Annotated in this window: 22 protein-coding genes and 1 pseudogene; 15 read left to right on the plus strand and 8 right to left on the minus strand. The window is 59.1% G+C overall.

What is annotated here, in order from left to right; genetic code table 11:
* Positions 1-30 precede the first annotated feature (30 nt).
* The 6 genes from era to larB all read left to right on the plus strand — a co-directional run bounded on the left by era (position 31) and on the right by larB (position 4717).
* A complete protein-coding gene (gene era / locus SYNCC9605_RS04485; protein ID WP_011363879.1) occupies positions 31-966 on the plus strand; it encodes a GTPase Era in 936 nt (311 codons plus the stop codon).
* Between the two features lie 38 nt (positions 967-1004).
* Positions 1005-1907, plus strand: coding sequence for a phytanoyl-CoA dioxygenase family protein (locus SYNCC9605_RS04490; RefSeq protein WP_011363880.1), 903 nt, complete (start codon positions 1005-1007; stop codon positions 1905-1907).
* Positions 1908-1928: 21 nt separating this feature from the next.
* Complete coding sequence (locus SYNCC9605_RS04495; protein ID WP_011363881.1) at positions 1929-2390, plus strand: phycobiliprotein lyase; 462 nt, start codon at positions 1929-1931, stop codon at positions 2388-2390.
* Positions 2391-2396: 6 nt separating this feature from the next.
* Positions 2397-3602 carry a tRNA (guanosine(37)-N1)-methyltransferase TrmD gene (gene trmD / locus SYNCC9605_RS14270; RefSeq protein ID WP_011363882.1) on the plus strand — a complete coding sequence of 402 codons (1206 nt, stop codon included), beginning with the start codon at positions 2397-2399 and terminating at the stop codon, positions 3600-3602.
* A 63-nt stretch (positions 3603-3665) separates the two neighbouring features.
* Entirely contained in the window at positions 3666-4046 is a 381-nt protein-coding gene (locus tag SYNCC9605_RS04505; RefSeq protein WP_156783160.1) for a TIGR03792 family protein, read from the plus strand.
* The gene (gene larB, locus SYNCC9605_RS04510) at positions 4043-4717 is read left to right on the plus strand and encodes a nickel pincer cofactor biosynthesis protein LarB (protein ID WP_011363884.1); all 675 of its coding nucleotides are present in this window, start codon (positions 4043-4045) and stop codon (positions 4715-4717) included. Before SYNCC9605_RS04505 ends, larB begins: the two co-directional genes overlap by 4 nt.
* A 4-nt stretch (positions 4718-4721) precedes the next feature.
* On the opposite strand, the gene SYNCC9605_RS14520 is transcribed toward larB, so the two are convergent.
* From SYNCC9605_RS14520 to SYNCC9605_RS04535, 5 genes are all read right to left on the minus strand, one after another.
* Complete coding sequence (locus SYNCC9605_RS14520) at positions 4722-4880, minus strand: hypothetical protein (protein WP_156782983.1); 159 nt, start codon at positions 4878-4880, stop codon at positions 4722-4724.
* Positions 4881-4978: 98 nt separating this feature from the next.
* Complete coding sequence (locus SYNCC9605_RS04515) at positions 4979-5938, minus strand: DUF1517 domain-containing protein (RefSeq protein WP_011363886.1); 960 nt, start codon at positions 5936-5938, stop codon at positions 4979-4981.
* 18 nt (positions 5939-5956) lie between these two features.
* Positions 5957-6175 carry a sulfur carrier protein ThiS gene (gene thiS, locus SYNCC9605_RS04520; RefSeq protein WP_011363887.1) on the minus strand — a complete coding sequence of 73 codons (219 nt, stop codon included), beginning with the start codon at positions 6173-6175 and terminating at the stop codon, positions 5957-5959.
* Between the two features lie 3 nt (positions 6176-6178).
* On the minus strand, positions 6179-7237 hold the full coding sequence (locus SYNCC9605_RS04525) for a thiamine phosphate synthase (RefSeq protein WP_011363888.1): 1059 nt from the start codon (positions 7235-7237) through the stop codon (positions 6179-6181).
* A 134-nt stretch (positions 7238-7371) separates the two neighbouring features.
* Positions 7372-8313, minus strand: a complete 942-nt coding sequence (locus tag SYNCC9605_RS04535; RefSeq protein ID WP_011363889.1) for a bifunctional riboflavin kinase/FAD synthetase — start codon at positions 8311-8313, stop codon at positions 7372-7374.
* Between the two features lie 54 nt (positions 8314-8367).
* Here SYNCC9605_RS04535 and SYNCC9605_RS04540 point away from each other — a divergent pair, with 54 nt between their 5' ends.
* Positions 8368-8928 carry a DUF3611 family protein gene (locus SYNCC9605_RS04540; protein ID WP_011363890.1) on the plus strand — a complete coding sequence of 187 codons (561 nt, stop codon included), beginning with the start codon at positions 8368-8370 and terminating at the stop codon, positions 8926-8928.
* On the opposite strand, the gene surE is transcribed toward SYNCC9605_RS04540, so the two are convergent.
* Positions 8913-9722, minus strand: a complete 810-nt coding sequence (gene surE / locus SYNCC9605_RS04545) for a 5'/3'-nucleotidase SurE (RefSeq protein ID WP_011363891.1) — start codon at positions 9720-9722, stop codon at positions 8913-8915. The genes SYNCC9605_RS04540 and surE overlap by 16 nt on opposite strands.
* A gap of 71 nt (positions 9723-9793) precedes the next feature.
* Between surE and pheS the strand changes: the two genes are divergently transcribed.
* Positions 9794-10801 carry a phenylalanine--tRNA ligase subunit alpha gene (pheS, locus tag SYNCC9605_RS04550; protein WP_011363892.1) on the plus strand — a complete coding sequence of 336 codons (1008 nt, stop codon included), beginning with the start codon at positions 9794-9796 and terminating at the stop codon, positions 10799-10801.
* Positions 10802-10912: 111 nt separating this feature from the next.
* Complete coding sequence (locus SYNCC9605_RS04555) at positions 10913-11524, plus strand: ferric reductase-like transmembrane domain-containing protein (protein ID WP_011363893.1); 612 nt, start codon at positions 10913-10915, stop codon at positions 11522-11524.
* 26 nt (positions 11525-11550) lie between these two features.
* Here SYNCC9605_RS04555 and SYNCC9605_RS04560 read toward each other — a convergent pair whose 3' ends face one another.
* Both SYNCC9605_RS04560 and SYNCC9605_RS04565 read right to left on the minus strand, forming a co-directional pair.
* Complete coding sequence (locus tag SYNCC9605_RS04560) at positions 11551-12471, minus strand: hypothetical protein (RefSeq protein ID WP_011363894.1); 921 nt, start codon at positions 12469-12471, stop codon at positions 11551-11553.
* Positions 12472-12518: 47 nt separating this feature from the next.
* Positions 12519-14399 carry a hypothetical protein gene (locus SYNCC9605_RS04565; protein ID WP_257929942.1) on the minus strand — a complete coding sequence of 627 codons (1881 nt, stop codon included), beginning with the start codon at positions 14397-14399 and terminating at the stop codon, positions 12519-12521.
* A gap of 645 nt (positions 14400-15044) precedes the next feature.
* On the opposite strand from SYNCC9605_RS04565, the gene SYNCC9605_RS04570 reads away from it, so the two are divergent.
* The 6 genes and pseudogenes from SYNCC9605_RS04570 (at position 15045) to SYNCC9605_RS15355 (ending at position 20942) form a co-directional block, all read left to right on the plus strand.
* Complete coding sequence (locus SYNCC9605_RS04570; RefSeq protein WP_011363897.1) at positions 15045-16073, plus strand: hypothetical protein; 1029 nt, start codon at positions 15045-15047, stop codon at positions 16071-16073.
* A 333-nt stretch (positions 16074-16406) separates the two neighbouring features.
* The gene (locus SYNCC9605_RS15345; protein WP_257929943.1) at positions 16407-16952 is read left to right on the plus strand and encodes a DUF1254 domain-containing protein; all 546 of its coding nucleotides are present in this window, start codon (positions 16407-16409) and stop codon (positions 16950-16952) included.
* Positions 16953-16973: 21 nt separating this feature from the next.
* On the plus strand, positions 16974-17264 hold the full coding sequence (locus SYNCC9605_RS15350; protein WP_257929944.1) for a hypothetical protein: 291 nt from the start codon (positions 16974-16976) through the stop codon (positions 17262-17264).
* Positions 17265-17447: 183 nt separating this feature from the next.
* Positions 17448-18997, plus strand: a pseudogene (locus tag SYNCC9605_RS04580) (DUF1254 domain-containing protein).
* Positions 18998-19039: 42 nt separating this feature from the next.
* On the plus strand, positions 19040-20593 hold the full coding sequence (locus tag SYNCC9605_RS04585) for a DUF1254 domain-containing protein (RefSeq protein ID WP_011363898.1): 1554 nt from the start codon (positions 19040-19042) through the stop codon (positions 20591-20593).
* Between the two features lie 82 nt (positions 20594-20675).
* The gene (locus SYNCC9605_RS15355) at positions 20676-20942 is read left to right on the plus strand and encodes an FAD-dependent oxidoreductase (protein ID WP_257929945.1); all 267 of its coding nucleotides are present in this window, start codon (positions 20676-20678) and stop codon (positions 20940-20942) included.
* Positions 20943-20949: the final 7 nt, after the last annotated feature.

Here is a 20949-nt window from a genome sequence, read left to right on the forward strand (position 1 = left end):
ATTGATTCAACGGCGGCGCAGACTTAGAGGATGCACGCAACTCCCCTGCCAGAGGATTACCGCTCTGGCTTCATCGCACTGATCGGTCGCCCCAACGTGGGCAAATCCACGCTGGTGAATCAGCTGGTGGGGGAGAAGGTGGCGATCACATCGCCCGTGGCCCAGACCACCCGCAACCGACTGCGGGCCATCCTTACCACTGAGGTGGCCCAGATGGTGCTGGTGGACACGCCTGGCATCCACAAGCCCCACCACTTGCTGGGGGAACGGCTGGTGAAGAGTGCCCGCAGCGCCATCGGTGAAGTGGATCTGGTGGTGTTGCTGTTGGAGGGGTGCGAGCGCCCGGGGCGCGGTGATGCCTTCATCGTGAATTTGCTGCAGCAGCAGTCCCTGCCGGTGCTGGTGGCCCTGAACAAGTGGGACAAGCTGGCGGAGGAGCACCGCGCTGAAGCGGAAGAGGCCTATGCCGCCCTGCTGCAGGAGACGAATTGGCCGGTGCACCGCTGCAGCGCCCTGTCAGGCGATGGCTGCGCAGATCTCACAGCAGCGATGGCGGCTCAGTTGCCCTTGGGGCCACAGCTGTATCCGCCCGAGATGGTGAGTGATCAACCGGAGCGGGTGCTGCTGGGGGAACTCATTCGCGAGCAGGTGCTTCTGCACACGCGGGAAGAGGTGCCCCACAGCGTTGCCGTCACCATTGATCGCGTTGAGGAGTTGCCGGCCAAGGGCAAGGGTGCGGGTCGGACGGCTGTCTTGGCCACGGTTCTGGTGGAACGGAAGAGTCAGAAGGGAATCCTGATCGGCAAAGGCGGGGCGATGCTCAAGACGATCGGCCAGGGGGCGCGGCTGCAGATGCAGGTGCTGATTGATGGTCCGGTGTATCTGGAGCTGTTCGTGAAGGTGGTGCCCGATTGGCGCAGCAAACCGGCCCGCTTGGCGGAGCTGGGTTACACGGGAAATCAATAACTGCCCGCTTGATGGCATCAGCGCGTAATGTCGCGCCCATGCTTTCGCTGCTGACGCGCACCAAGAGCTTTCGGGACCCATGGGTCGGTCACCCAGATCTGAACCGACGCTGGCAGCTGCATCGACGCCGGGTTCAGCTGGCGGAGACGCTGTGCCTCTGGAGGCGGCTGCTGCGACCAACTCAGCTGGCCAGCCTGGAGGGGGATGGCTTTGTGGTGCTCGAGAACTTTCTGCCGCAGCCGGAGTTTGAGGCCTTGCGCGATGAGGTGGAGACCGTGGTGGCTCGCGCCTCACGCCTGCATCCGGCACCGGACAACAACATGCCTGGTTTTCGCCCCAAACAACCCTTCCCCGGGGGTTTTGATCGTTTCGATGGAGGAACCCTCAACCGCTTTCTGCACATCGACCCCGAGCAGATGCCTCGGGCCACTGCCTTCTCCCATGACCATAGGCTCAGTGCGGGATCGCGCCAGGTCATCGGCTTGCCGATGAATCCGCGCAAGCTGGACATCTACCTCACGGCTCACGGCGAGGAGGCCCGCACGCCCGATCTGCAGAAGGTGCTGCATCGCGACACGTTCTTCCGAGCTCTGAAGTTCTGGTTCTTTCTGCGGCCGGTGCAACCCCAGGACGGTCCCTTCGAATACGTGCCGGGCAGCCATCGTCTCGATCCATCCCGCCTGCGGTGGGAGCAGACCACAGCCGTTGCAGCTGCAGAACAACGGCGGCAGCCGGATGTGTCTGGATCGTTCCGCATTCGCGAAGAGTCCTTGGCCGAACTGGGTCTGCCCAGGCCTGTTGCCCTCACCTGCCCTGCCAACACCCTGGTGCTGGCGGACGTGTTCGGCTTTCACCGGCGCGGTGCCGCCGCCCAGGGGCAGCAGCGGTTAGCGCTTTACGGCTGGAACCGCCCTTATCCCTTCCTCCCTATCAGCTGGTGATCCGGCTGAGAGAATGGGCGTATGAGTGAACAAGCCTTTCCCCCGGAAGACCCTGGCTCCTTTCTGAGCCTTTGCGACGGGGAGTGGATGAGCCTTCGCAGTTGCTTTGAGCTGGCTGCTGGTGGAGATGACGAGTGGCACAGCAGCGAACGGGGTGAACTCACCGTCCGCTGCGTGAGCGAGCAAGGGGCTCTCGGCCAACTGCAGGTGCAGGCCCCTGGTGGAACCAGCAGCAGCCTCACTTTCGCTGCTGATGGACGGCTGATTCTCGATGGTGATTCGCCAGGTAACTGGAGGTTCTGGCCTGACGGCAGCATGGAGCTGAACCTCAGCCGGGCTGACGGTGTGCAGGTTCAGGAGCGGATCTGGTTCACGCGGGCCAACCTGCGCCTGCGCAGCACCACGGCGGTGGATGCGCAGGGAACACCGGTGCAAGGCAGTTTCTGCACGGACATCCGCAGGGTGTCCAAACCCGCGGCCTGAGGCGGCATGGCGCCCTATCGCCTTGATGTGTTGAGCCTGGCGCCGCAGGCGTTTGCTCCTCTGCTGGAGCTGGGGGTGATCGGTCGTGCCTTCAACGCGGGCATTGCCGAGTTGCATCTGCACAACCCCAGGGACTTCGCCACGGATCGCCATCGCAAGGTGGACGACGAGCCCTATGGGGGCGGTGCCGGCATGGTGCTCAAGCCCGAGCCGGTGTTCGCCGCGATGGAGGCGATTCCCCGAAGTCCCCGCAGCCGGGTGCTGTTGATGTCACCGCAGGGGCGCCCCCTCCAGCAGGCCGATCTGCAGCGTTGGTCCACCGAACACGATCAACTGGTCTTCCTCTGCGGTCACTACGAGGGCTTCGACGAACGGATTCGCGGCCTGGCCGATGAGGAGGTGTCGATGGGTGATTTCGTCCTCACCGGTGGTGAGCTGCCGGCGATGACGGTGATCAACGGTGTTGTGCGCCTGCTGCCCGGCACGGTTGGCACCGCTGATTCCCTGGTGGAGGAAAGCCACAGTGCACTCCTCCTGGAACACCCGCATTACACCCGCCCCGCCGACTTCCGCGGCATGACCGTTCCGGATGTGCTGCGCAGTGGCGACCACGGTTCCATCGCCCGGTGGCGCCAGGAGCAGCGGGAGCAGCGCACCCGCGAGCGGCGGCCCGATCTGTTTGCCCGCTGGCAGACCGCGACAATGAATGACCCTTCAGATCCCGGCATGGAGCTGCGCATCGGCAACGGATACGACATCCATCGGCTGGTGCCCGGTCGGGCCCTGATCCTGGGGGGTGTGACCCTCGACCATCCCGATGGTCTTGGTCTGGATGGCCACAGCGATGCCGATGTGTTGGTACATGCCGTGATGGATGCGCTGCTCGGGGCCCTTGCCCTCGGCGACATCGGCAAGTACTTCCCCCCCACCGATCCCCAGTGGAAAGGGGCCGATAGCTTGAAGCTGCTGGATCAGGTGGTGAAGCTGGTGAAGGAGCGCGGCTGGTCGGTGGTGAACATCGATGCTGTGGTGATTGCTGAGCGCCCCAAACTCAAGCCGCACATCGCTGAGATGAGCAGCCGGATGGCGTCTGCGATCGGCATCGCCCCCGATGCCGTGGGTGTGAAGGCCACCACCAATGAAGGCTTGGGTCCGGAGGGACAGGAAGAGGGCATCAGTTGCCAGGCTGTGGCTCTTCTGCAGCGGAGCTGAACCGTGCATCACCTCAGGTTTGTACTGCTTAGGGTCATCGCACCTTGTTTGGCGCTGGTTCTCTTGTTGGGCGGGCTTTCGGAGACAGAGGTGCGGGCTGAGTCCGACCCAACACGTGGTGACGTGGAGGCTGTGGTTGAGCACCTGCGGCTGCAGGTCCCCCGGGAGAGCCGTGATCAGTGGATGGCATCGGAACGCGGCAGCTGGGAGCCTTGGCTGAAGCAACAGCCTGGTTTTCTGGGCCGTGATCTGTTCTGGGATCCGGCCACCGAAGAGGGAACGCTGCTGATTCGTTGGAGCAGTCGTAAGGCTTGGAAATCCATCCCCATGGCCGAGGTGGAGATTGTTCAGGAGCGCTTCGAGACGCTGGCCCGTGAGGCAACGGGGCAGCGCCAGGGCAACCCGTTCCCGCTGGTGTTTGAAGGGGAACTGTTGCCGCAGTGACCACGCCGGACGCTCGCCTCGATCTGCAGCGCCGCCAGCGCTTGGGCATGGTCGAGGCTGTGTGGGGGGAACACAAGACAGCCGATCAGATCATCGCCATCCTTGAAAGCTTTGCCGCAGCAGGAGAACTGGGTCTGGTGACCCGGGTGGATCCCGAAAAGGCGGCACGGGTGTGTGAGGCGTTGCCGGCGGTGGAGCTGCATGCCGATGCTCGCTGCCTCACCCTGGGTGCATTGCCTCCTGCGCCTGCGCCACCGCCTGCGGTGGCGGTGCTCAGCGGAGGCAGCAGTGATCGCATGGTGGTGGCGGAGATCAGCTTGGCCCTGCGTTGCCATGGCATCGGCGTGGACCCTGTGATGGATGTGGGGGTGGCTGGATTGCACCGCTTGCTGGATCAACTGCCCCGTCTCGCTACGGCGCGGATCCTGATCGCCTGCGCGGGAATGGAGGGCGCGTTGCCGACGGTGCTTGCGGGTCTGGTGCCGCAACCCGTGATCGGCGTCCCGGTTTCCGTTGGCTATGGAATCAGCGCAGGGGGACGAACCGCTTTGGAAGGAATGCTTGCCAGCTGTGCCCCAGGTTTTACGGTAGTGAATATCGACAACGGCTACGGCGCAGCGATGGCTGCATTGCGGATGCTCAGAGGCTGTGCCCCGGACGCTTCAAGCTGAGGCTTCAAGCCGCAGCGGAAGGGTCGATCTGGCCGAGACGCTGCAGCTCAGCACTGTTGTGATCGCACTCCACCTGCTGAAGCGCATGCACAAGAGCATCCAGATCAGCCTGCGCCAGCTCGCCGTCCTGTTGCCATTGCATGGAGCGGGGGTCGGGAGCCAACGCTGGAGGTGCGCAATCTGATCAAGCAAAGTTAGGCCTGACCGCTGGGGAGAAATACTCAGAAAACCTGTAGATGAGCCATGTGGGGCTCTGGCGTCTCAGAGGTGCTGGAGGTTGGGGTAAGCCGTTACCAGGTCGTTAGCGCTCAGCACATCTCCACGGCCTTCCGGTTGCCAGATCACTTCCAGGGCCATGAGCTCACTGGAGGCTGTCGAACCAAGAATGCGCAGGGTCTGGCGCAGATCTTCCCCGGTATCGGCCCCGGGGAGCTTGGCCGATGCCGCGGAGGCCACCAGCAAGGTCACAACGATGAATTCGTTGGTGGCATCAGCGTCTCCAGTGCTGTTACTCGAGTCCGACGTCCGCTGTCCGCCGACGTTGCTGGTGAGCTCAGCGTCCAGCTTGCTGCGCTCGTTCATCGAGAGGCGATTGAACGTCGATTCAGCTGAACTGAAGGGAACACTGCCGCTCTCGGCATTGGCGTAAACCCAGAGGTCCGGTTGGCGCAGCAGGGCCAGGGTTGTTTCCTGCAGCAGCCTTTGCAGACCTGCGGAACTGCTGGTGTCTGAAGAGGCGGCCAAGGAGCGCAGATCTTCCTGTAGGGATTTGGCACTGGCCAGCAGGCCCAACTGCACCTGAATCATGTTCACGTTGCGCGGCATGGCCGGAGCCGCAGCAGCACCACCGATCGAAGGGGCATTGCCAACGCCACGAAGGGCGTTCACCAGCACGCCTGCAACCGCCATAAGGATCAGCAGACCAAACAGTCCACCACCGCCGAAGCCGAAGATGGGGATGAGGAAGGGGAAGCCCAGTCCGCCGCCGCGGTAGCCACCCCCGCGGTAACCGCCGCCGTAGCTTCCACCCCCGTAGCTGCCACCTGATCTCGGCATCGAGGGAGCGCGGAAACTGCCCCCGCCCATTCGCCCACCGCGGGCGGCATCAGCCGGCTGTGCCTGGAACAGGCAGAGCCCCACAATTATCAGCGGCAAAAGCAGTGATGCGAGCAGTCGTCGGGATCGTGTCAACAGTCGGGGAGTGGCCACAGCAGCGCCCACAGTATTGATTAGGTGACTTTAGGAACCACCACCAACGATGGTGACGATCTCAAGGGTGTCGTCATTCTTCACCACGATGCTGTCCCAGCGGCTGCGGGGTGCGATCACGCCGTTGTGCTCGGCGACCACCAGCTGGGGGTTGTTGGCCAGCGAGGCAACAACGGCCTCAAGGCTGGCGGGCTCCGGTGCTGGATCCAGCACGCGGGTTTCACCGTTGACCATCAGGGTGAGAAGCATGGCTCAGATCGTGGCTTGGTCCAGCTGCTGGAGCAGGTGTCGAGTGGCCTGCCCGCTGTCTTCGGAATGCATGATCGCGCCGATCACCGCCGCGCGCTGGCCCCCGGCCATGAGCAGTGCCGGCAGGTTGGCAGGAGTGATTCCACCGATGGCGAAGACGGGGCGTTGGCTGATCGCTGTGGCCTTGGCCAAGAGCTCCACACCCACAGGGTTCCGTTCGGGTTTGACGGCTGTGGAATGGATCGGGCCGAAGCCGAGGTAGTCGATCGGCTCCTGCTGAGCCTGATGAACCTGATCGATGCTGTGGGTGCTGCGGCCCAGGAGTCGATCAACGCCCAACAGATCGCGGGCCACCTCGCTGGGCATGTCCTCCTGGCCGAGGTGCACCCCATCCGCATCCACCGCTAGGGCCAGGTCGACACGGTCATTGATCAACAACAGCGCCCCGAATTTGTTGCAGAGCTGCCTGAGCTGCTGAGCCTCCTGCAGGCGTTCGCGATCGTTCCCCGCTTTGCAGCGGTACTGCACCATCCCCACGCCATTCCGCAGGGCGGCCTCCACCCGATCGGTCAGGTCATCGCAGGGAGTCGTGATCAGGCAAAGGCAAGCGTCCTTGAGCTTGTTGCGTCGCCTTGCTCCCAGGGTTGCGTTGAGGCAGGTCACCTCCAGGTCGTAAAGCCCGTAGCGGATCGCTGCGGCTTCAGCGGCCAGCGCAGGATCGATGGTGCGGCCGTATTCCTCCAGCACCCGCAGCGCCTCCTGCGCCCGGGCGCAGTTGGCCGCCACCACGCGATCGGGGCTGTGGCGATCGAGTTGGGCCGGATGCTTCAGTCCGGCGCCGGTGTCGGTGCTGGTGGAGCGGGCCTGCTTGTAGCTGTCGTGATGCAGTCGCCCCAGCCGTTGCCGCCAGTCCTTGAGGCGCACCACCAAATCCTGTTGCTCCAGCCCGAAGCGGCACCAGTCTTCGACCACCCTCAGGCCTTCCCGGGCACGATCGAGGTTGGCGTCGATTAGGCGTGCCACTCGTGGATCCAGTGATGTCTCGCTTGGGGTTGGATTCATGGCACCCTGTGGGGAACGGTTTCGGCGTCGGTCATGGAGAACGGTGGTTCTGAGAGCACCATGCACGTTCTGGTCTGGGGAATCGTCCTTCTCGGCGGCATCGGCGTGTTCATCGTCTGGGGGCTGGTGAATGCCTATCCGACCGTCGCCTGAGAGCCGGTCTGAAGAATCTCCCGGGCCTGGGCTGCGTCGCGGCCAATCTGGCTGCTGAGCTCCTCGAGGCCACTGAATTTGGTCTGGCCGCGCAAGCGCTGCACCGGCTCGACACCCAGTTGCCGGCCCTCCAGCTCCAGGCTCTGATCCAGCAGGTGCACCTCCACGGCTGAGGGAGATGTGGGATCGATTGTGGGTTGGGGCCCGAGGTTCATCACGGCTGGCAGCTGATCGCCATCTCCATCCAGTTGGGCCCAGGCGGCGTAGACGCCAAGACCTGGCAAGGCCTTGCGCCCATCCACCTGGAGATTGGCGGTGGGCCAGCCCAGTTCATGCCCCAGGCCTCGGCCCCGAACCACCCGTCCCTGAAAGCGGTAGGCCCGGCCCAGCAAGGCTTTGGCGGTGGCGAGGTCGGCCTGGTCGAGGGCCGCGCGGATGCGGCTGCTGCTCATCCGGCCCTCCCCGTCCTCAACAATAGGCACCACCTTCACCTCAACGCAGCTGCGAGCCGCCAGCCGCTCCAGCATCTCGGCGTCACCGCGCCGCTGATGACCGAAGCGGAAGTTGGTGCCCACGGCAATGCGCCGGGCCTGAAGCGTGTTCAGCAGCACGCTGGTGACGAAGTCCTCCGCACTCAGCTGAGCGAGCTCGCGGGTGAATGGCACCAGCACGAGTTGCTGGATTCCCAGCGGTTCCAGCAGAGCGAGTTTTTCGCTGGGTAGATCCAGCCTCAGGCGTGCCTCCCCGAACAGCACCTCACGGGGATGGGGCCAGAAGCTCACCACCGAGGCAACGGCATCCTCTGGGCTGCCTTGGATGGCCTCGGCGATCACGCGGCGATGGCCGGCATGCAGGCCATCGAAACTCCCCAGCGCTAGGGCAGTGGGCCGTCGGGCTTCCTCTGGAGAGCAGAGCGGGATCAAAGAGGTGCAGAAGGTGCGCTTTGGTGGCAAGTTTGAACGACAGAGCACCAAGGCATGCCAGACCGCCTCGATTTCCAGAAGTTGTCGTTCGGCGTGCGTCGGATGGGATGGATCCGGTTCTGGATCCAGGTTGTTCTCGGAATTGTTGTAGTAGGCGTTCTGCTGTTCAACAACATCGGCGGCAGCCTGGCCCGCAATTCCGAACGTGCTGTGGGCCTGGGGCCTGGCCTTTCGCTCACGTCCCTGGCCTTCCTCGTGTTGCTGTTCAGCCTCTGGCAGGGCTGGCTGATCGTCCGTACCGGACGGGCCATCGACAGCGCGGCTCGTCCCAGTCGGGGCGAGGTGGCGCGGCTGATCAAACGGGGGCTGTTGGCGGATCTCCTGGGCCTCACCTTCGCCACCATTGGCTATCAGGCCCTCGCCGGCAGCCTGTTCGTGCAGGCCTCGATGCAGACTCCCGGCATTGCCATCGGCGGCCGCGGCATGGCCGACAACCTGGCGATCACCTCCCTGGAAATGCTGTCGGTGCTCAGCAACACCCAGGTGCTGTTCGCTCACCTGATGGGGGTGTTGTTCTCCCTCTGGTTGCTGCAGCGGGTTTACCGCACCAGTTGATCCTTGAGCTTGAGCTGCGGTAGTCCGCTGAGGGGGCCCCGCCAGAACAGGTCGGGCTGGATCGGCGTGAGTGAGGGGGAATTGGCATGGATCTGGGCCACATCACTGGGCCAATCCCGGGGGCCTTCTCCGGCTGATTCCAGATCCTGCACGGCTTCTCCGGCCAGCCAGTAATAGGCGCGGCCACGGGGGTCTTCCCGACGGCTGAATTGCTCGTCGTAGCGCCGGATCGAGAGACGGGTCCAGCGCAGTGCACCCATCTCCTCCCGGGCACAGGGGGGGATGTTGAGGTTGAGCAGCAGGTTGTCGGGCCACTGATCTGCGATGGCCTGTTCACTCACCTCCAGGGCAAGATCGGCGGCCGCCTGGAACTGCCGCCACTGGAAGCAGGCGCTGCTTACTGCTAGGGAGCGAATGCCCTCAAGGGTGCCTTCCATCGCTGCAGCAACGGTGCCGGAGCAGAACACATCGGTTCCCAGGTTGGGTCCGTGATTGATGCCGGAGAGCACTAGGTTTGGCTTTTCTTTCACCAGTTCGAACAGGGCCAGCTTCATGCAATCGGCGGGGGTGCCACTGCAGGCCCAGGCGGTGACCCCTGGGGCGAACAGTTCATCGGCCCGCTCGGCGCGGATGGGGGTCTGCAGGGTGAGGCCATGGCCTGTGGCAGACCGTTCCTGATCCGGGCAGACCACCGTCACCTGATGGCCTCGGGCTGCCGCTGCAGCGGCCAGGGTTCGGATGCCGTCGGCGAAGACCCCGTCGTCATTGCTGATCAGGATCCGCAGCGGGGCCATGGGGTCATTCGCACTGTGGTGAACCTAAGCGGCGTGGCTGCTTACAGTCGGCAGCTGTCTGTTTCATCCCTGTGAGCGCACCGGTCACCCTGCAGCAGCTCACCGATCAACTCGATGCCCTCGAGCAGCAGGCCGCGGCGGAGATCGCCGAGGCGGCCGATGCCGCTGCGCTGGAGCAACTGCGGGTTGGGCTGCTGGGCAAGAAGGGCCGCATCTCCGGTGTGCTCGGGGCGATGGGCAAGTTGCCCGGTGAGGAGCGTCCACTGGTGGGTCAGCGCGCCAACGTGCTGAAAACGCAGGTGCAGTCACTTTTGGGAGAGCGGCTGCAGGCCGTGAAGCAGGCGGCCATGGCGGAGCGCATCGCAAGGGAAAGCCTCGATGTCACCGCTCCCGCTTCCGGGGTGCCGATGGGGCATCGCCATCCCCTGATCACCACCACCGAAGAGATCGTTGATCTGTTCCTGGGCCTCGGTTACAGCGTGGCCGAAGGGCCTGAGGTGGAGCGGGACCATTACAACTTCACCGCCCTGAACATCCCCGAGGACCATCCGGCTCGGGACATGCAGGACACCTTTTATCTCGGAGGTGACCTGTTGATGCGGACCCACACCTCCCCGGTGCAGATCCGTCACCTCGAAGAGAACCCTCCGCCGGTGCGGATCGTGGCTCCCGGACGGGTGTATCGCCGTGATGCGGTTGATGCCACCCACTCGCCGGTGTTCCACCAGGTGGAGGTGTTGGCCATTGATGAAGGGCTCGATTTCAGCCACCTGCGTGGCACGGTGATGGCTTTCGTCAAGGCCTTCTTCGGCGACCTACCGGTGCGCTTCCGGGCCAGCTACTTCCCTTTCACCGAACCCTCCGCCGAGGTGGATGTGCAGTGGCGCGGCCGCTGGCTTGAGGTGATGGGCTGCGGCATGGTCGATCCCGCAGTGCTGGAAGGACTGGGCCTCGATCCCGAGCGCTACAGCGGTTTCGCCGCGGGCCTGGGGGTAGAGCGTTTCTGCATGGTGCGCCATGGCATTGACGACATCCGACGGCTGTACACCAGCGATCTGCGCTTCCTGGAACAGTTCTGATCAGCGCAGCAAAAGCACAATCAGGCCCTGCTGCCTGGGCTGCGCTGTTTTTAAACGCGCTGTTGGCAAGCCTGAACAGCGTGTTTAAAGAAGAAATTTAGGGAAGTGACGATGGCCCGTCTTGGCTGGCGACTGACGGCCTTGGTGGCGCTCGCGATTGTGGCGGGTCTTGCGCTGCATTTCGGCGTGTCTGGATGGACGTCGACGTCAGTCGCGGCAGACATCGATGCCACGGGCCGTAGCTCCCTGGTTCTCTTTTCGATGGCCTTTGTGGCTTCGAGTGTGCAACGCCTCTGGCCGTCATCCGTGAGCCAGTGGATGCTGCAAAACAGGCGCTGGATCGGGCTGAGTTTTGCGTCGTCCCATGGGATTCATTTGGCCTTGATCCTTGCGATGTCTCTGGATTTCCCTGACCCATTTCTGAGTGAGCAGCCCGCAGGGAAGTGGCTGGTTGGCGGTGTGGCGTATCTGTTGATTGCCTTGATGGCCCTCACGTCGACGAATGCGGCCCAACGATGGATGGGCATGAAGCATTGGAAGCGACTGCATGTAATTGGCTCCTATTGGATTTGGGCAGAATTCGCTCTCACCTATGTGAGCCATGTGAAGAAAGGACCAGCTGATTTCTACGCACCATTTCTTCTCTTCACCCTGGTTCTCCTGGTGATCCGCTTGGTTGGCCACATCAAACCCAAAAGCCCGTTAAGCCCCGTTAGCGGATAAAAGCTCCGCTTTTCCTCGTTGAAGGCTCAGTCAAACAACCAGCGAAATCCCATTGAAACGCCGTGTTGTGTGGAGGAGTAGCCGTTGCGTCCGTTATCGGCGGAGTAGTCGATACCGAAGTAGCGATAGGCCAGGGAAATCTGAGCTGAATTGCCCAGGGCGTACGCCACACCCGCCTCGACGGTTCCCGACAGGTCCTGTTTGCCATTGAGCCCAAAGCCACCGGCATCCATGCCGAGGAAGGCCTGCCAGTCTTCACCCAGTGCCAGGGTGGTGTTCATGCCCACAAGGGGCTGAACCCAGGTGTTGTGCCAGGTCTCACTGGCTTCATCGGCGATGTCGCGTTGGAGTTGCCTTGAGGGAAGGATTCCCTCGATGGTGACGTCGTCTTTGAACGACACGTCCATGTCCAAGGAGGCGTCGATCAATCGCATGCCTGCGAAGCCGATGAAGCTCATCGACCCCGGCGTCATCCGTGGCTTTTGAATCTCCCCAGCGCGGTAGCGCAGGGCCAGATCAAAAATGGTTTGCTCGCTGTCGGTGACCGACTTGATCGTTCCTTTCGAGTTAACCCGGCGCTGCGGTAAACGCGGGTGACGGTCGTTCTGAATCAGGTTCGAGCTGTTCCAGGACGAGACCGTCTCGGATGTGCTGAAGCTGAGATGATCCAGCCCCGCCTGCAGGCCAAACCGCCCTTTCTCAACAGCCACCTTGCCGCTGAACACACCGGTGAGCATGTCCAGCACATCGCTGAGATCCAGCGTTTCCGTGGTGGTGTTGTTGTTCAGCGTCGTTTTGGAGTGGGTTTCCAGCGGGAAGAACCCATAGGCCTCCAGATACACCCGGGTGTTGCCATCCTCGTCTGGGATTTCTTCTGCGGGTGAAGGCAGTGCAAGCGGAGCGAGCAAACAGGCGGTGGCGAGGCAAAGCAGGCGGTTGAGACGCATCGGGATTTGGAACGGAAGAAGTCAGGCGATTGAGAACAACGAAGCCATCAGCGTGGCTTGCGCACAGGCCCCATCAGGGGGTTTTGAACCGGTCCGGCAACGCCATAGGTCACAACGAATCCCTGCCCCCCTCCAAAGGTGGAGGTGCGTCCCTGATAGGTGGGGTTGATGACCACTTCACCGTCGAACCAATTGTTGGCGCTCCAGAGGTTTCCAGCGTCATCAACAATGACGTCGGTGGTCATTTGAATGACGCCGCTTTGGTAGTTGTGAATCACATCCCCAGTGGTTTTCCCTTCGGGGCAATTGGCGGGATTGACGCCGCAGATGTGAGTCAAGCTTTGACCATAGAGATTGCCGACCCAGACGTTGTCGTTGCCGTCGACGGAAACGCCCCAGGGGATATAGGCGGTGCCTTTGGCGATGTTTTGTTGGACGACTTTCATGTCGGGTGAAATCAACCCAACCATGCCAGTCTGCGTGATGTTGGGGTTGGTCAGAAGGTATTCAGCACCGGCCTCAAACTCCTCCATGATTGTCTTGGGTTGTGGTGCATTGGCGGGGATGTTGGGCGGCATTTTCGCGCCGGGAGGTAGTGCCCCTTGGGGAGAATTGGATTGCTGGGCAATCCATACATGCCCTGTCGAGTCAACGGCAACACCACGCCCCCCAAGGTTCACTTCGATCGTTTTGGCCTGATCAGGAGCATCCCCCGGAAACACGGTGAGCTTGTTGTTGTAACTGCTGCTCACCCACACCCTGTTCTGCGCGTCAACGGCAACACCGAAGGGGGCTTGGAGGCCATCAATAGTGTGGCGCTTCCCCTTGGTGTAATCACCTCCTGGGAACTGAATCATGTGGTTGGCCGTGTTGTCGGCAATCCACACATCTCCGTTGGCGGCTGTGGCGACGCCCTGAAGCTGACCCACTTCTCCATCAATGGTGGCTGGCCCGAGAGCTTTGCCATCGTTGAGGTCGAACACCCCGACCATGTTGTTGAACGCACCAACCCAGGCATATTTTTCTGAGACGCCGGTTCCCCAGCCCACACCATTGATGCCTTGGCCGTTGTAACCGCTAATTGCTGGTGAGAGGGGCGTGCCACCGGGGCTGAAGTGGGTCACGCCACCGCCGATGTTGTTCACCACGCCGGATTGCGATCCCGGCATCCAGTTGGTTCCACTCCAAAGGCTTCCTTTTCCGTCAAACATCAACTTCCCGAGCCCTAAAGCACCGCCACCGTTGAAAACCAGGGACACGGAAAAGCTTTTGGGTTGAAACAGCAGATAGGGGGCAGTTGCAGTTGTGCGCAGCTCTGTCGATTTGTTGATCGGGTATGCGCTTTTGAACAGGTGATAGAGAGCGCCCGCGTTCTTCCAGGGTTGGCGGGCAATGGACGTCATTGCCGAGAGCGTGTTCTCTGAATTCGTCAGTGCTAGCAGCCGATAGCACGCCTGAGACTGCTGCGGTTGCCCGCACAAAGCAATTAGATCTGAGAGCATATTCATCCGAGCTGCTGTCTCGGAATTCAGCAGGTTGGTGCTTTTCAGCAATGTTGCTCCAAACCGTCCTGTGCTCTGGTCCACCAGGTTTTCAACTTGGCTCGAACCGATCATCAAGGCGCTTTGGCTTCCTTCCAAAGCGTTGCCCTCAAGCAGCTGAGCATTGGGCCAAACCGAACCAACGGTGGTGAGCTCGTTGATGGTCACCTGCTGATGCTCATCCCCGCCGAGCACCGTGAGCATGGTGAGCTGGTCGGCGCTGGATCCCCCGATGTCCCCCCCCTTTGCCACGAGGTAGTGGACGACCCCTTGCCTGGCTCGAACCTTGACGCTGAACGCACCGCTTTTGTTCGAGCGCTGGGTGCTCAGTTGTTTGGGAGTTTGCCCTGCTGTGGTTTGCCAGAGGGTGATGGATGAGCCGCTCACTGGCTGACCCTTCAAGGAGATCTCCCCTTTCAATGTTGATTGCCCTCGAGCTTCGACAGACCCTGCTGTTGTCCCAATCGCCAGCGCACTGAGGGCGAGGGTCTGGCCAAGCATTTTGAGGGCTTTCATGGACCTCGATGTGTTTTCTGTGTTCTAGGGAGAAATCGGAATGCCGGCAGAGTTGCGGTCCCGATCACGGACAGATGGGCTCATGAATGCCAGCTTCGATGAACTGAATCTGTTGTTGGTTGGTAGAGATCAGTGCCCCTGGAATTCCACTTGCTTCGTTCGATTGCGTTGGTGAATCTGATTAAATAATTAGAATTCGTAGATTGATATGACTTTTCGGCTGAGGTCTTTAGCCTTTTCGTCTGCGTTGAACTGTTGATGATTGATGTCAGATTTGTCGCAGGCTCCGGCTTTGAGTTCCGCACCATATCTCTGGTCACTCATCCTGTCGTTCGGCGCGCTGCTTTTCAGCATCATCTTGCTCTACATCGTTCGATTCAGTGCGAGGCTCGAATTCAAGGACGTGGGCTCTCTCCGTTCGATATTTGATCTCTTTCTGAGTCTCGCGATAACCGTCCGATTTGTACCGCAAGGATTGTTCTGCTGATCAGAATGGGCCAACTTTTGGTGCCTGCCATGCTTCGTCGATTCCTACTCGGGGGCTTTGTACTTACTACTTTTGCTGGTACTGGTGCAGTAGCGCAAGAGGTTGGTGAGACCAAGGCTGGCACAGGGACTTTTGATTACAGCACGCTGACGGTTCAAGACGAGATCGCACAAGCCCAGCCAATTGCCGCAGAAGAGAAGGCTCCGGGAGTTGGTGCTGACAACGCAGCTGGGCCTGATCAAGAGGTTTTGGCGAAAGCTGCACAAAATCCCATTGCCAGCATGATCAGCATTCCCTTCCAGTGGAATGCCACGCCTGGGACCCAGTGGGCACCGAATTCGGTTGATCGCGATGCAAAGCATGACAAGACTTTGAATGTGGTCAACGTTCAGCCCGTTTTCCCTTTCAAGTTGAGTGACGATTGGACGCTGGTGACGCGCACCATTATTCCTTTTATTAGCGCCCCATTTGCCAAGCCAAAGTTTGATCTCATCTCCGCAGGCGAACCTTACTTTGATGGTTGGAGGGAGAAGTACACCGTTGGCGTTGGTGATGTCAATCCCACTGGTTTCTTCGTGCCCACCATGGAGGGTGATTTCACCTTTGGTTTTGGCCCTACCCTCAGTATTCCTTCCAACAAGATTCCGCTGAGCACCGGCAAGTGGACTGTCGGCCCTGCACTCGTTGGTGTCTATACCAAGGGTCCTTGGGTTTTGGGTGGTTTGGTCAATAATATGTGGTCCTTTGCGGGGGAAGAAGACCGCAAAGATGTGAATAAGATGTTGATTCAACCCTTCATCAACTACAACCTTCCCAAGGGTTGGTACATCTCGGTTTCCCCCATCATGACGGCGGATTGGGAAAATGAAGACAACGGATGGATGGTCCCTGTTGGTGCCGGTGTTGGACGGGTGTTCACTCTCGGCAAGCAGCCGATTAATGTTTCATTGCATGCTTACTACAACGCCATTAAGCCTGAAATCGGTGGCGAGGAGCTTTTGGGTGATTGGACGATCCGCACTCAGGTCCAGTTCCTGATTCCCACGGCCAAGAAGTGATCCTCTGTACAAGAAGAGAACATTAAGTAGCAAGTCGCTTCTTTAGTTTCTAGCTGTTAAAAACCAGTAAATTGCTTCTCAATGTTGGGATCATCTTTTAAGGCGGCGTCCGTTTTTTCTGCCGGACTATTGGTTTCGTTTGTCGGTTTAGCTTCATCTCCAGGATCGGCTATCGCTGGTTCTGATTGTCCTCAGCCTGCTGTTTCGGTTCAGAGCAGCACGGTGGTTCCTGTCACTAAGGTGAACTATTCCGAAGCTGAAACGCAGACGGTCTTTGCCAAGTACACCACAGATGTTGCTAAAACTACCTGAACCGGGGGTTTGGGAGCAATTTTGAATCTCCAGAAGGCAGCGGACCCCAAGGATCGCACGGTGATTCGTATCAACTTTGACACCCTGTATTCCTGGTTGATTCTTGACCTGACCACTCCGGCCACCTTCACGCTCCCGCAAACCAATGGTCGCAACCAGAGCGCCATGGTGGTGAATGGTCAGGGCTATGTTTACTTTGAAAAAGAACCTGGTGATTACGCCCTTACAGAGGACGAGGTGGGTGTTCGGTATGCCTTGGTGGCATTCCGCACCGGTGTGAACATTCAGGATCCTGAGGATGTCGCGCAGGCCCAGGCTCTGCAGGCCAAGTTGTCGGTAAATCAGGCTAATACAGGCGAATATGTGCAACCCAACCAGTGGGATCTTGAGCAGATGATGGCTCTTCGTGCGGCTTACAACGAAGAGCGAAACGAGAAGGGTGTGAAGTCGGAATCGCTCTTTGGTCGGCCAGGTGAAGTCACCCCGGAGCAAAACAACATGGGTGTGGCTGGTGGAATTGGCGAATTACCCAATGAAGGTGCTGTTTATCTGTTCTACAGACCATAATCATCTGAGCCTCAAACGCTGGTGCTGAAAGATGTTCCGAATGGCGATAATGCTTTTTGGTCGCTGACGGTGTACGACAAGGATGGATTTCCGGTTGGTGAGAATTTCAATGTCAACAGCGCATTTGCCGAGGCAGACGTGCAAGGTGAAGTGACGCTTCATTTTGGTGGTGATAATAAACAACCCAATTATTTGGAGATTTACCCGGGCTGGAACGCCACCTTGCCACCTTCCGGATCTACAAACCAAAGCCCGCTTATTTCGATGGTTCGTGGGTTCGGCCTGAGTTGGAGCTCAAATGAGTCTCCGTGATTGATCCTTACTGGGATTGAACGCCTTTTGGGCTTGGCTTGCGTGGGTTTTCAAGCTCATGCAAGCCTGCTTTTACCTCACTAGTGAATTAAGGCTTTTTCGGACCATCGACTGCTGACCGATCGCTTGTTCCTACCTAGCTTGAAAAAATGTCGATTGCTTCGCATGGTGAGCGCAACGTGGATGAAGGGTGCCTCTAAGGGCTTGTCCGTTCTTGCTCTGTCAGGTGTTTTGTTTGGTCTGCCCACCAGAGCCCAAGCAGAGGCTGATGCTGTTCCCAGCGGCTTCACCACCCCGATTCCATCAGAGTTGCTTACGCCAGATCGGGTGCGCACGTCGGTTGGCACCTTCAATTTCTTCGATGGCATGCCGGATGCTGCCACGGTGAAGGCGAGTTTTGATAATCTCAAATTTATCCGGGCTTACGAGACCTTCCTCACGTTGATGCCGGCAGCGAGCATTGAAATGCTGCGCCACGGTCATCAACAGATCGGTGTGGACGATTACACCAAGGTGAATTTGATGTCACCCTTGAATTCCAATCCCCTGTTCTTAACGGGTAATACAGATACCGTTTATGGTTCAGCTTTTTTCAACTTGCAGCGGACGGGTCCGTTGGTGATTGAGGTGCCTGCTGGTCTTGGACCTGGCACAATTAATGATGCTTACTTTCGCTTTGTGGCCGATACCGGTGGCCCTGGTCCGGACAAAGGCAAGGGTGGTAAGTATTTGATTCTTGGTCCTGACGATAAAGAGCCTGCAAACACCGATGGTTACTTTGTTTTCCGCTCACCCACCTATTTCAACTGGTTGATTCTGAGGGCCTTCCTGGATGACGAGGGTAAACCTGATCAGGCAGTTGAGAACTACGAGAATGGTCTGCGGATGTATCCGCTGTCGCAAAAAGACAACCCGCCCAAGATGACCTTCATCCAAGGTGGGGACAAGGTTTTAATACTGTGCATGCCAACAACTTTGAATTTTTCAACGAGCTCAATCGTGTGATTCAGCGGGAGCCCATCGATTTCCTTGATCCGGAAATCCGTGGTTTGGCCGCTGGTATCGGGATGGAAAAAGGAAAAGCTTTTAACCCCTCAGCGGCTGATCGAGCCCTGATGGAGGAGGCCTTTCAGGTGGGTGTGGCCTATGTGCGATCCGACATGGTTACACCCCGTGCTGCCGATGCATACACCTATGAAGGTAATCCCCAATGGTTCACAGTCTTCGCAGGTGGAAGTTATGAGTGGCTCAAAGATGGTGGCCGGGGAGGCCGAAATCTTGATGCTCGCAACAACTTCTTCTGGGCTTATACGGTCAACACTCCGGCGATGGTGCTGGAAATGGTTGGCGTTGGCTCTCAATATGCCATTGCCGGAACGGATGAAAATGGTGCTGTTCTTGATGGTGGCAAATCATACAAATTAACCATCGACAAGAATCCACCCGCTAAGGATTTCTGGTCCATCGTTGTGTATGACCCCCAGACGCGATCACAGTTACAAACTAGTCAGCCCTTCCTCGCCAAGAACAACAAGCGCAACAAAGATATGGTCGCCAATGCTGATGGTTCCGTGGATTTGTATTTCGGGCCCAAAGCACCTGAGGGCAAGGAAGCCAATTGGATTGAAACCGTACCTGGAAAAGGATGGTTTACGGCCTTTCGGCTCTATGGCCCATTGCAACCCTGGTTTGATCAAACCTGGAAGCTGAAAAACATCGTAGTGCTCGACTGAGCGAACAATTCACGACTTCACGCTTTTATTCATTGATTTGTCATGAAAGGCCTCAATCCTGTTTCAGCTTTCTTGGCTTCGACGCTCTTGATCGGAAGCTCTGCATTATCGGTTCAAGCGAAGGATGTCACTCCCAAGGGATACAACACGCCGATCCCTGAAGACGTCTTAACGCCTGATGTCATTCGCACCCGCATCGGCACCTTCCGCTATTTCGATGGCTTTCCGGATGATGCCACCAAGAAGGCAGCACGCCGTCAGGTGGATCTCGGGCGCGGTGTGCAGACCTTCCTCAATTTCATGCCGGCTGCATCCCTTGAGATGCTCTATGTCGGCCACCGTGACGGCTACGGCACGCAGCCGAATCGCGACATTGGCTTGTTTGAGGAGTTGATGAGCTCCACATCCCTTTGGCTTACCGGCAACACCGACACGGTGTACGCCTCAGCCTTTTTGGACCTCAGTGACGGGCCTGTGGTGGTTGAGGTGCCCCCGGGCACGGGGCCTGGCACGGTTAATGACGCCTTTTTCCGTTTTGTCGTCGACATGGGCGGCCCCGGTCCAGACAAAGGCAAAGGCGGCAAGTATCTGATTCTTGGTCCAGGCCATAGGGCCCCTGCGAATACCGATGGCTACTTCGTTGCGACGACTCCCAGCAAAATCAACTGGTTGATTTTGCGAGGGTTCTTGGATGAGAACGGTGAGCCTGATGCTGCCAAAGCGGCGTTCCAAAACAGTCTCAAGGTGTATCCCTTCGCTCAGAGGAGCAATCCTCCTGCGAACACCTTCAAGAACCTCACGGATTGGACGGTCAACACCATCCATGCCAACGATTTCAAGTTCTACGAAGAACTAGACGAGGTGATTCAGCGTGAGCCTTCTGAGATGTTCTCTCCTGAGCTCCTGGGGATGGCATCGGCCATTGGCATCCAAAAAGGGAAGCCGTTCAAGTCATCGCGGCAACAAAAGGCCTTGCTCACTGAAGCAGTCTCCATTGGCAATGCGACGGCCCGGTCGATTCTTTTTGCTCCGGAGGATGCCAAGAACTACATCTATTCCGACAGATCAGGCTTCTGGCAAACGGGTTTCCCTGGAGGCAGTCATGAATATCTCGTGGATGGCGGCAATGGTGGGCGCGACATGGATGGCCGCACCCTCTTCTTCTACCTCGCCACGGTGAATACCCCTGCCATGGCCTTGGAGTTGCCTGGCGTGGGCTCCCAGTACGCCTTCAGCGCCCGGGACAGTAGCGGTGCCTATCTGGATGTCTCGAAAACCTACAAACTCAACATCCCTGCAAATCCCCCGGCTCAGCGATTCTGGTCGTTTGTCGTCTACGACCCGCAGACCCGCTCGATGTTGCAGAGCAAGGAGATGCCTTACCCCAGCAAAAACAACAAGCGCAATCTCGAGATGGCGAAAAATGCTGATGGCAGCATTGACCTCTACTTCGGCCCCGAAGCACCAGCCGGTAAAGAAGCCAACTGGGTGAAGACGGTTCCCGGCAAGGGCTGGTTCGGAATCTTCCGGCTCTACGGTCCTGGCCAGGAGTGGTTTGACCGCACCTGGAAATTGGGCAAGATCGAACAGCTCTGATTGTTGCTCATGGCTTCTTTCAGTGGGTTCTTTTCCACTGAAGGATTCTTTGGTTCTCCTTTTCTCCTCTCCCCCTGGCTACATGTCTCGCTCAGTTGATGTTGTTGTCATTGGTGGTGGTTTCGCTGGGATTACGGCGGCCCGTGATCTCAAACACCGTGGCTTCAATGTGTTGCTGCTTGAGGCCCGCGATCGCCTGGGTGGTCGTACCTGGTTCAAGGAGGTGAACGGCTTCCATGTGGAGCTGGGCGGAACCTGGATTCACTGGACCCAGCCTTTTGTTTGGGCGGAAAAGGAGCGCTACGGCTTGGAGGTTCAAGAAACCCCGGTTGTGTCGCCGAGCGGGTAGCCATCAA

Origin of the sequence: Synechococcus sp. CC9605 (assembly GCF_000012625.1) — a bacterium.
Taxonomy (GTDB): Bacteria; Cyanobacteriota; Cyanobacteriia; order PCC-6307; family Cyanobiaceae; genus Parasynechococcus.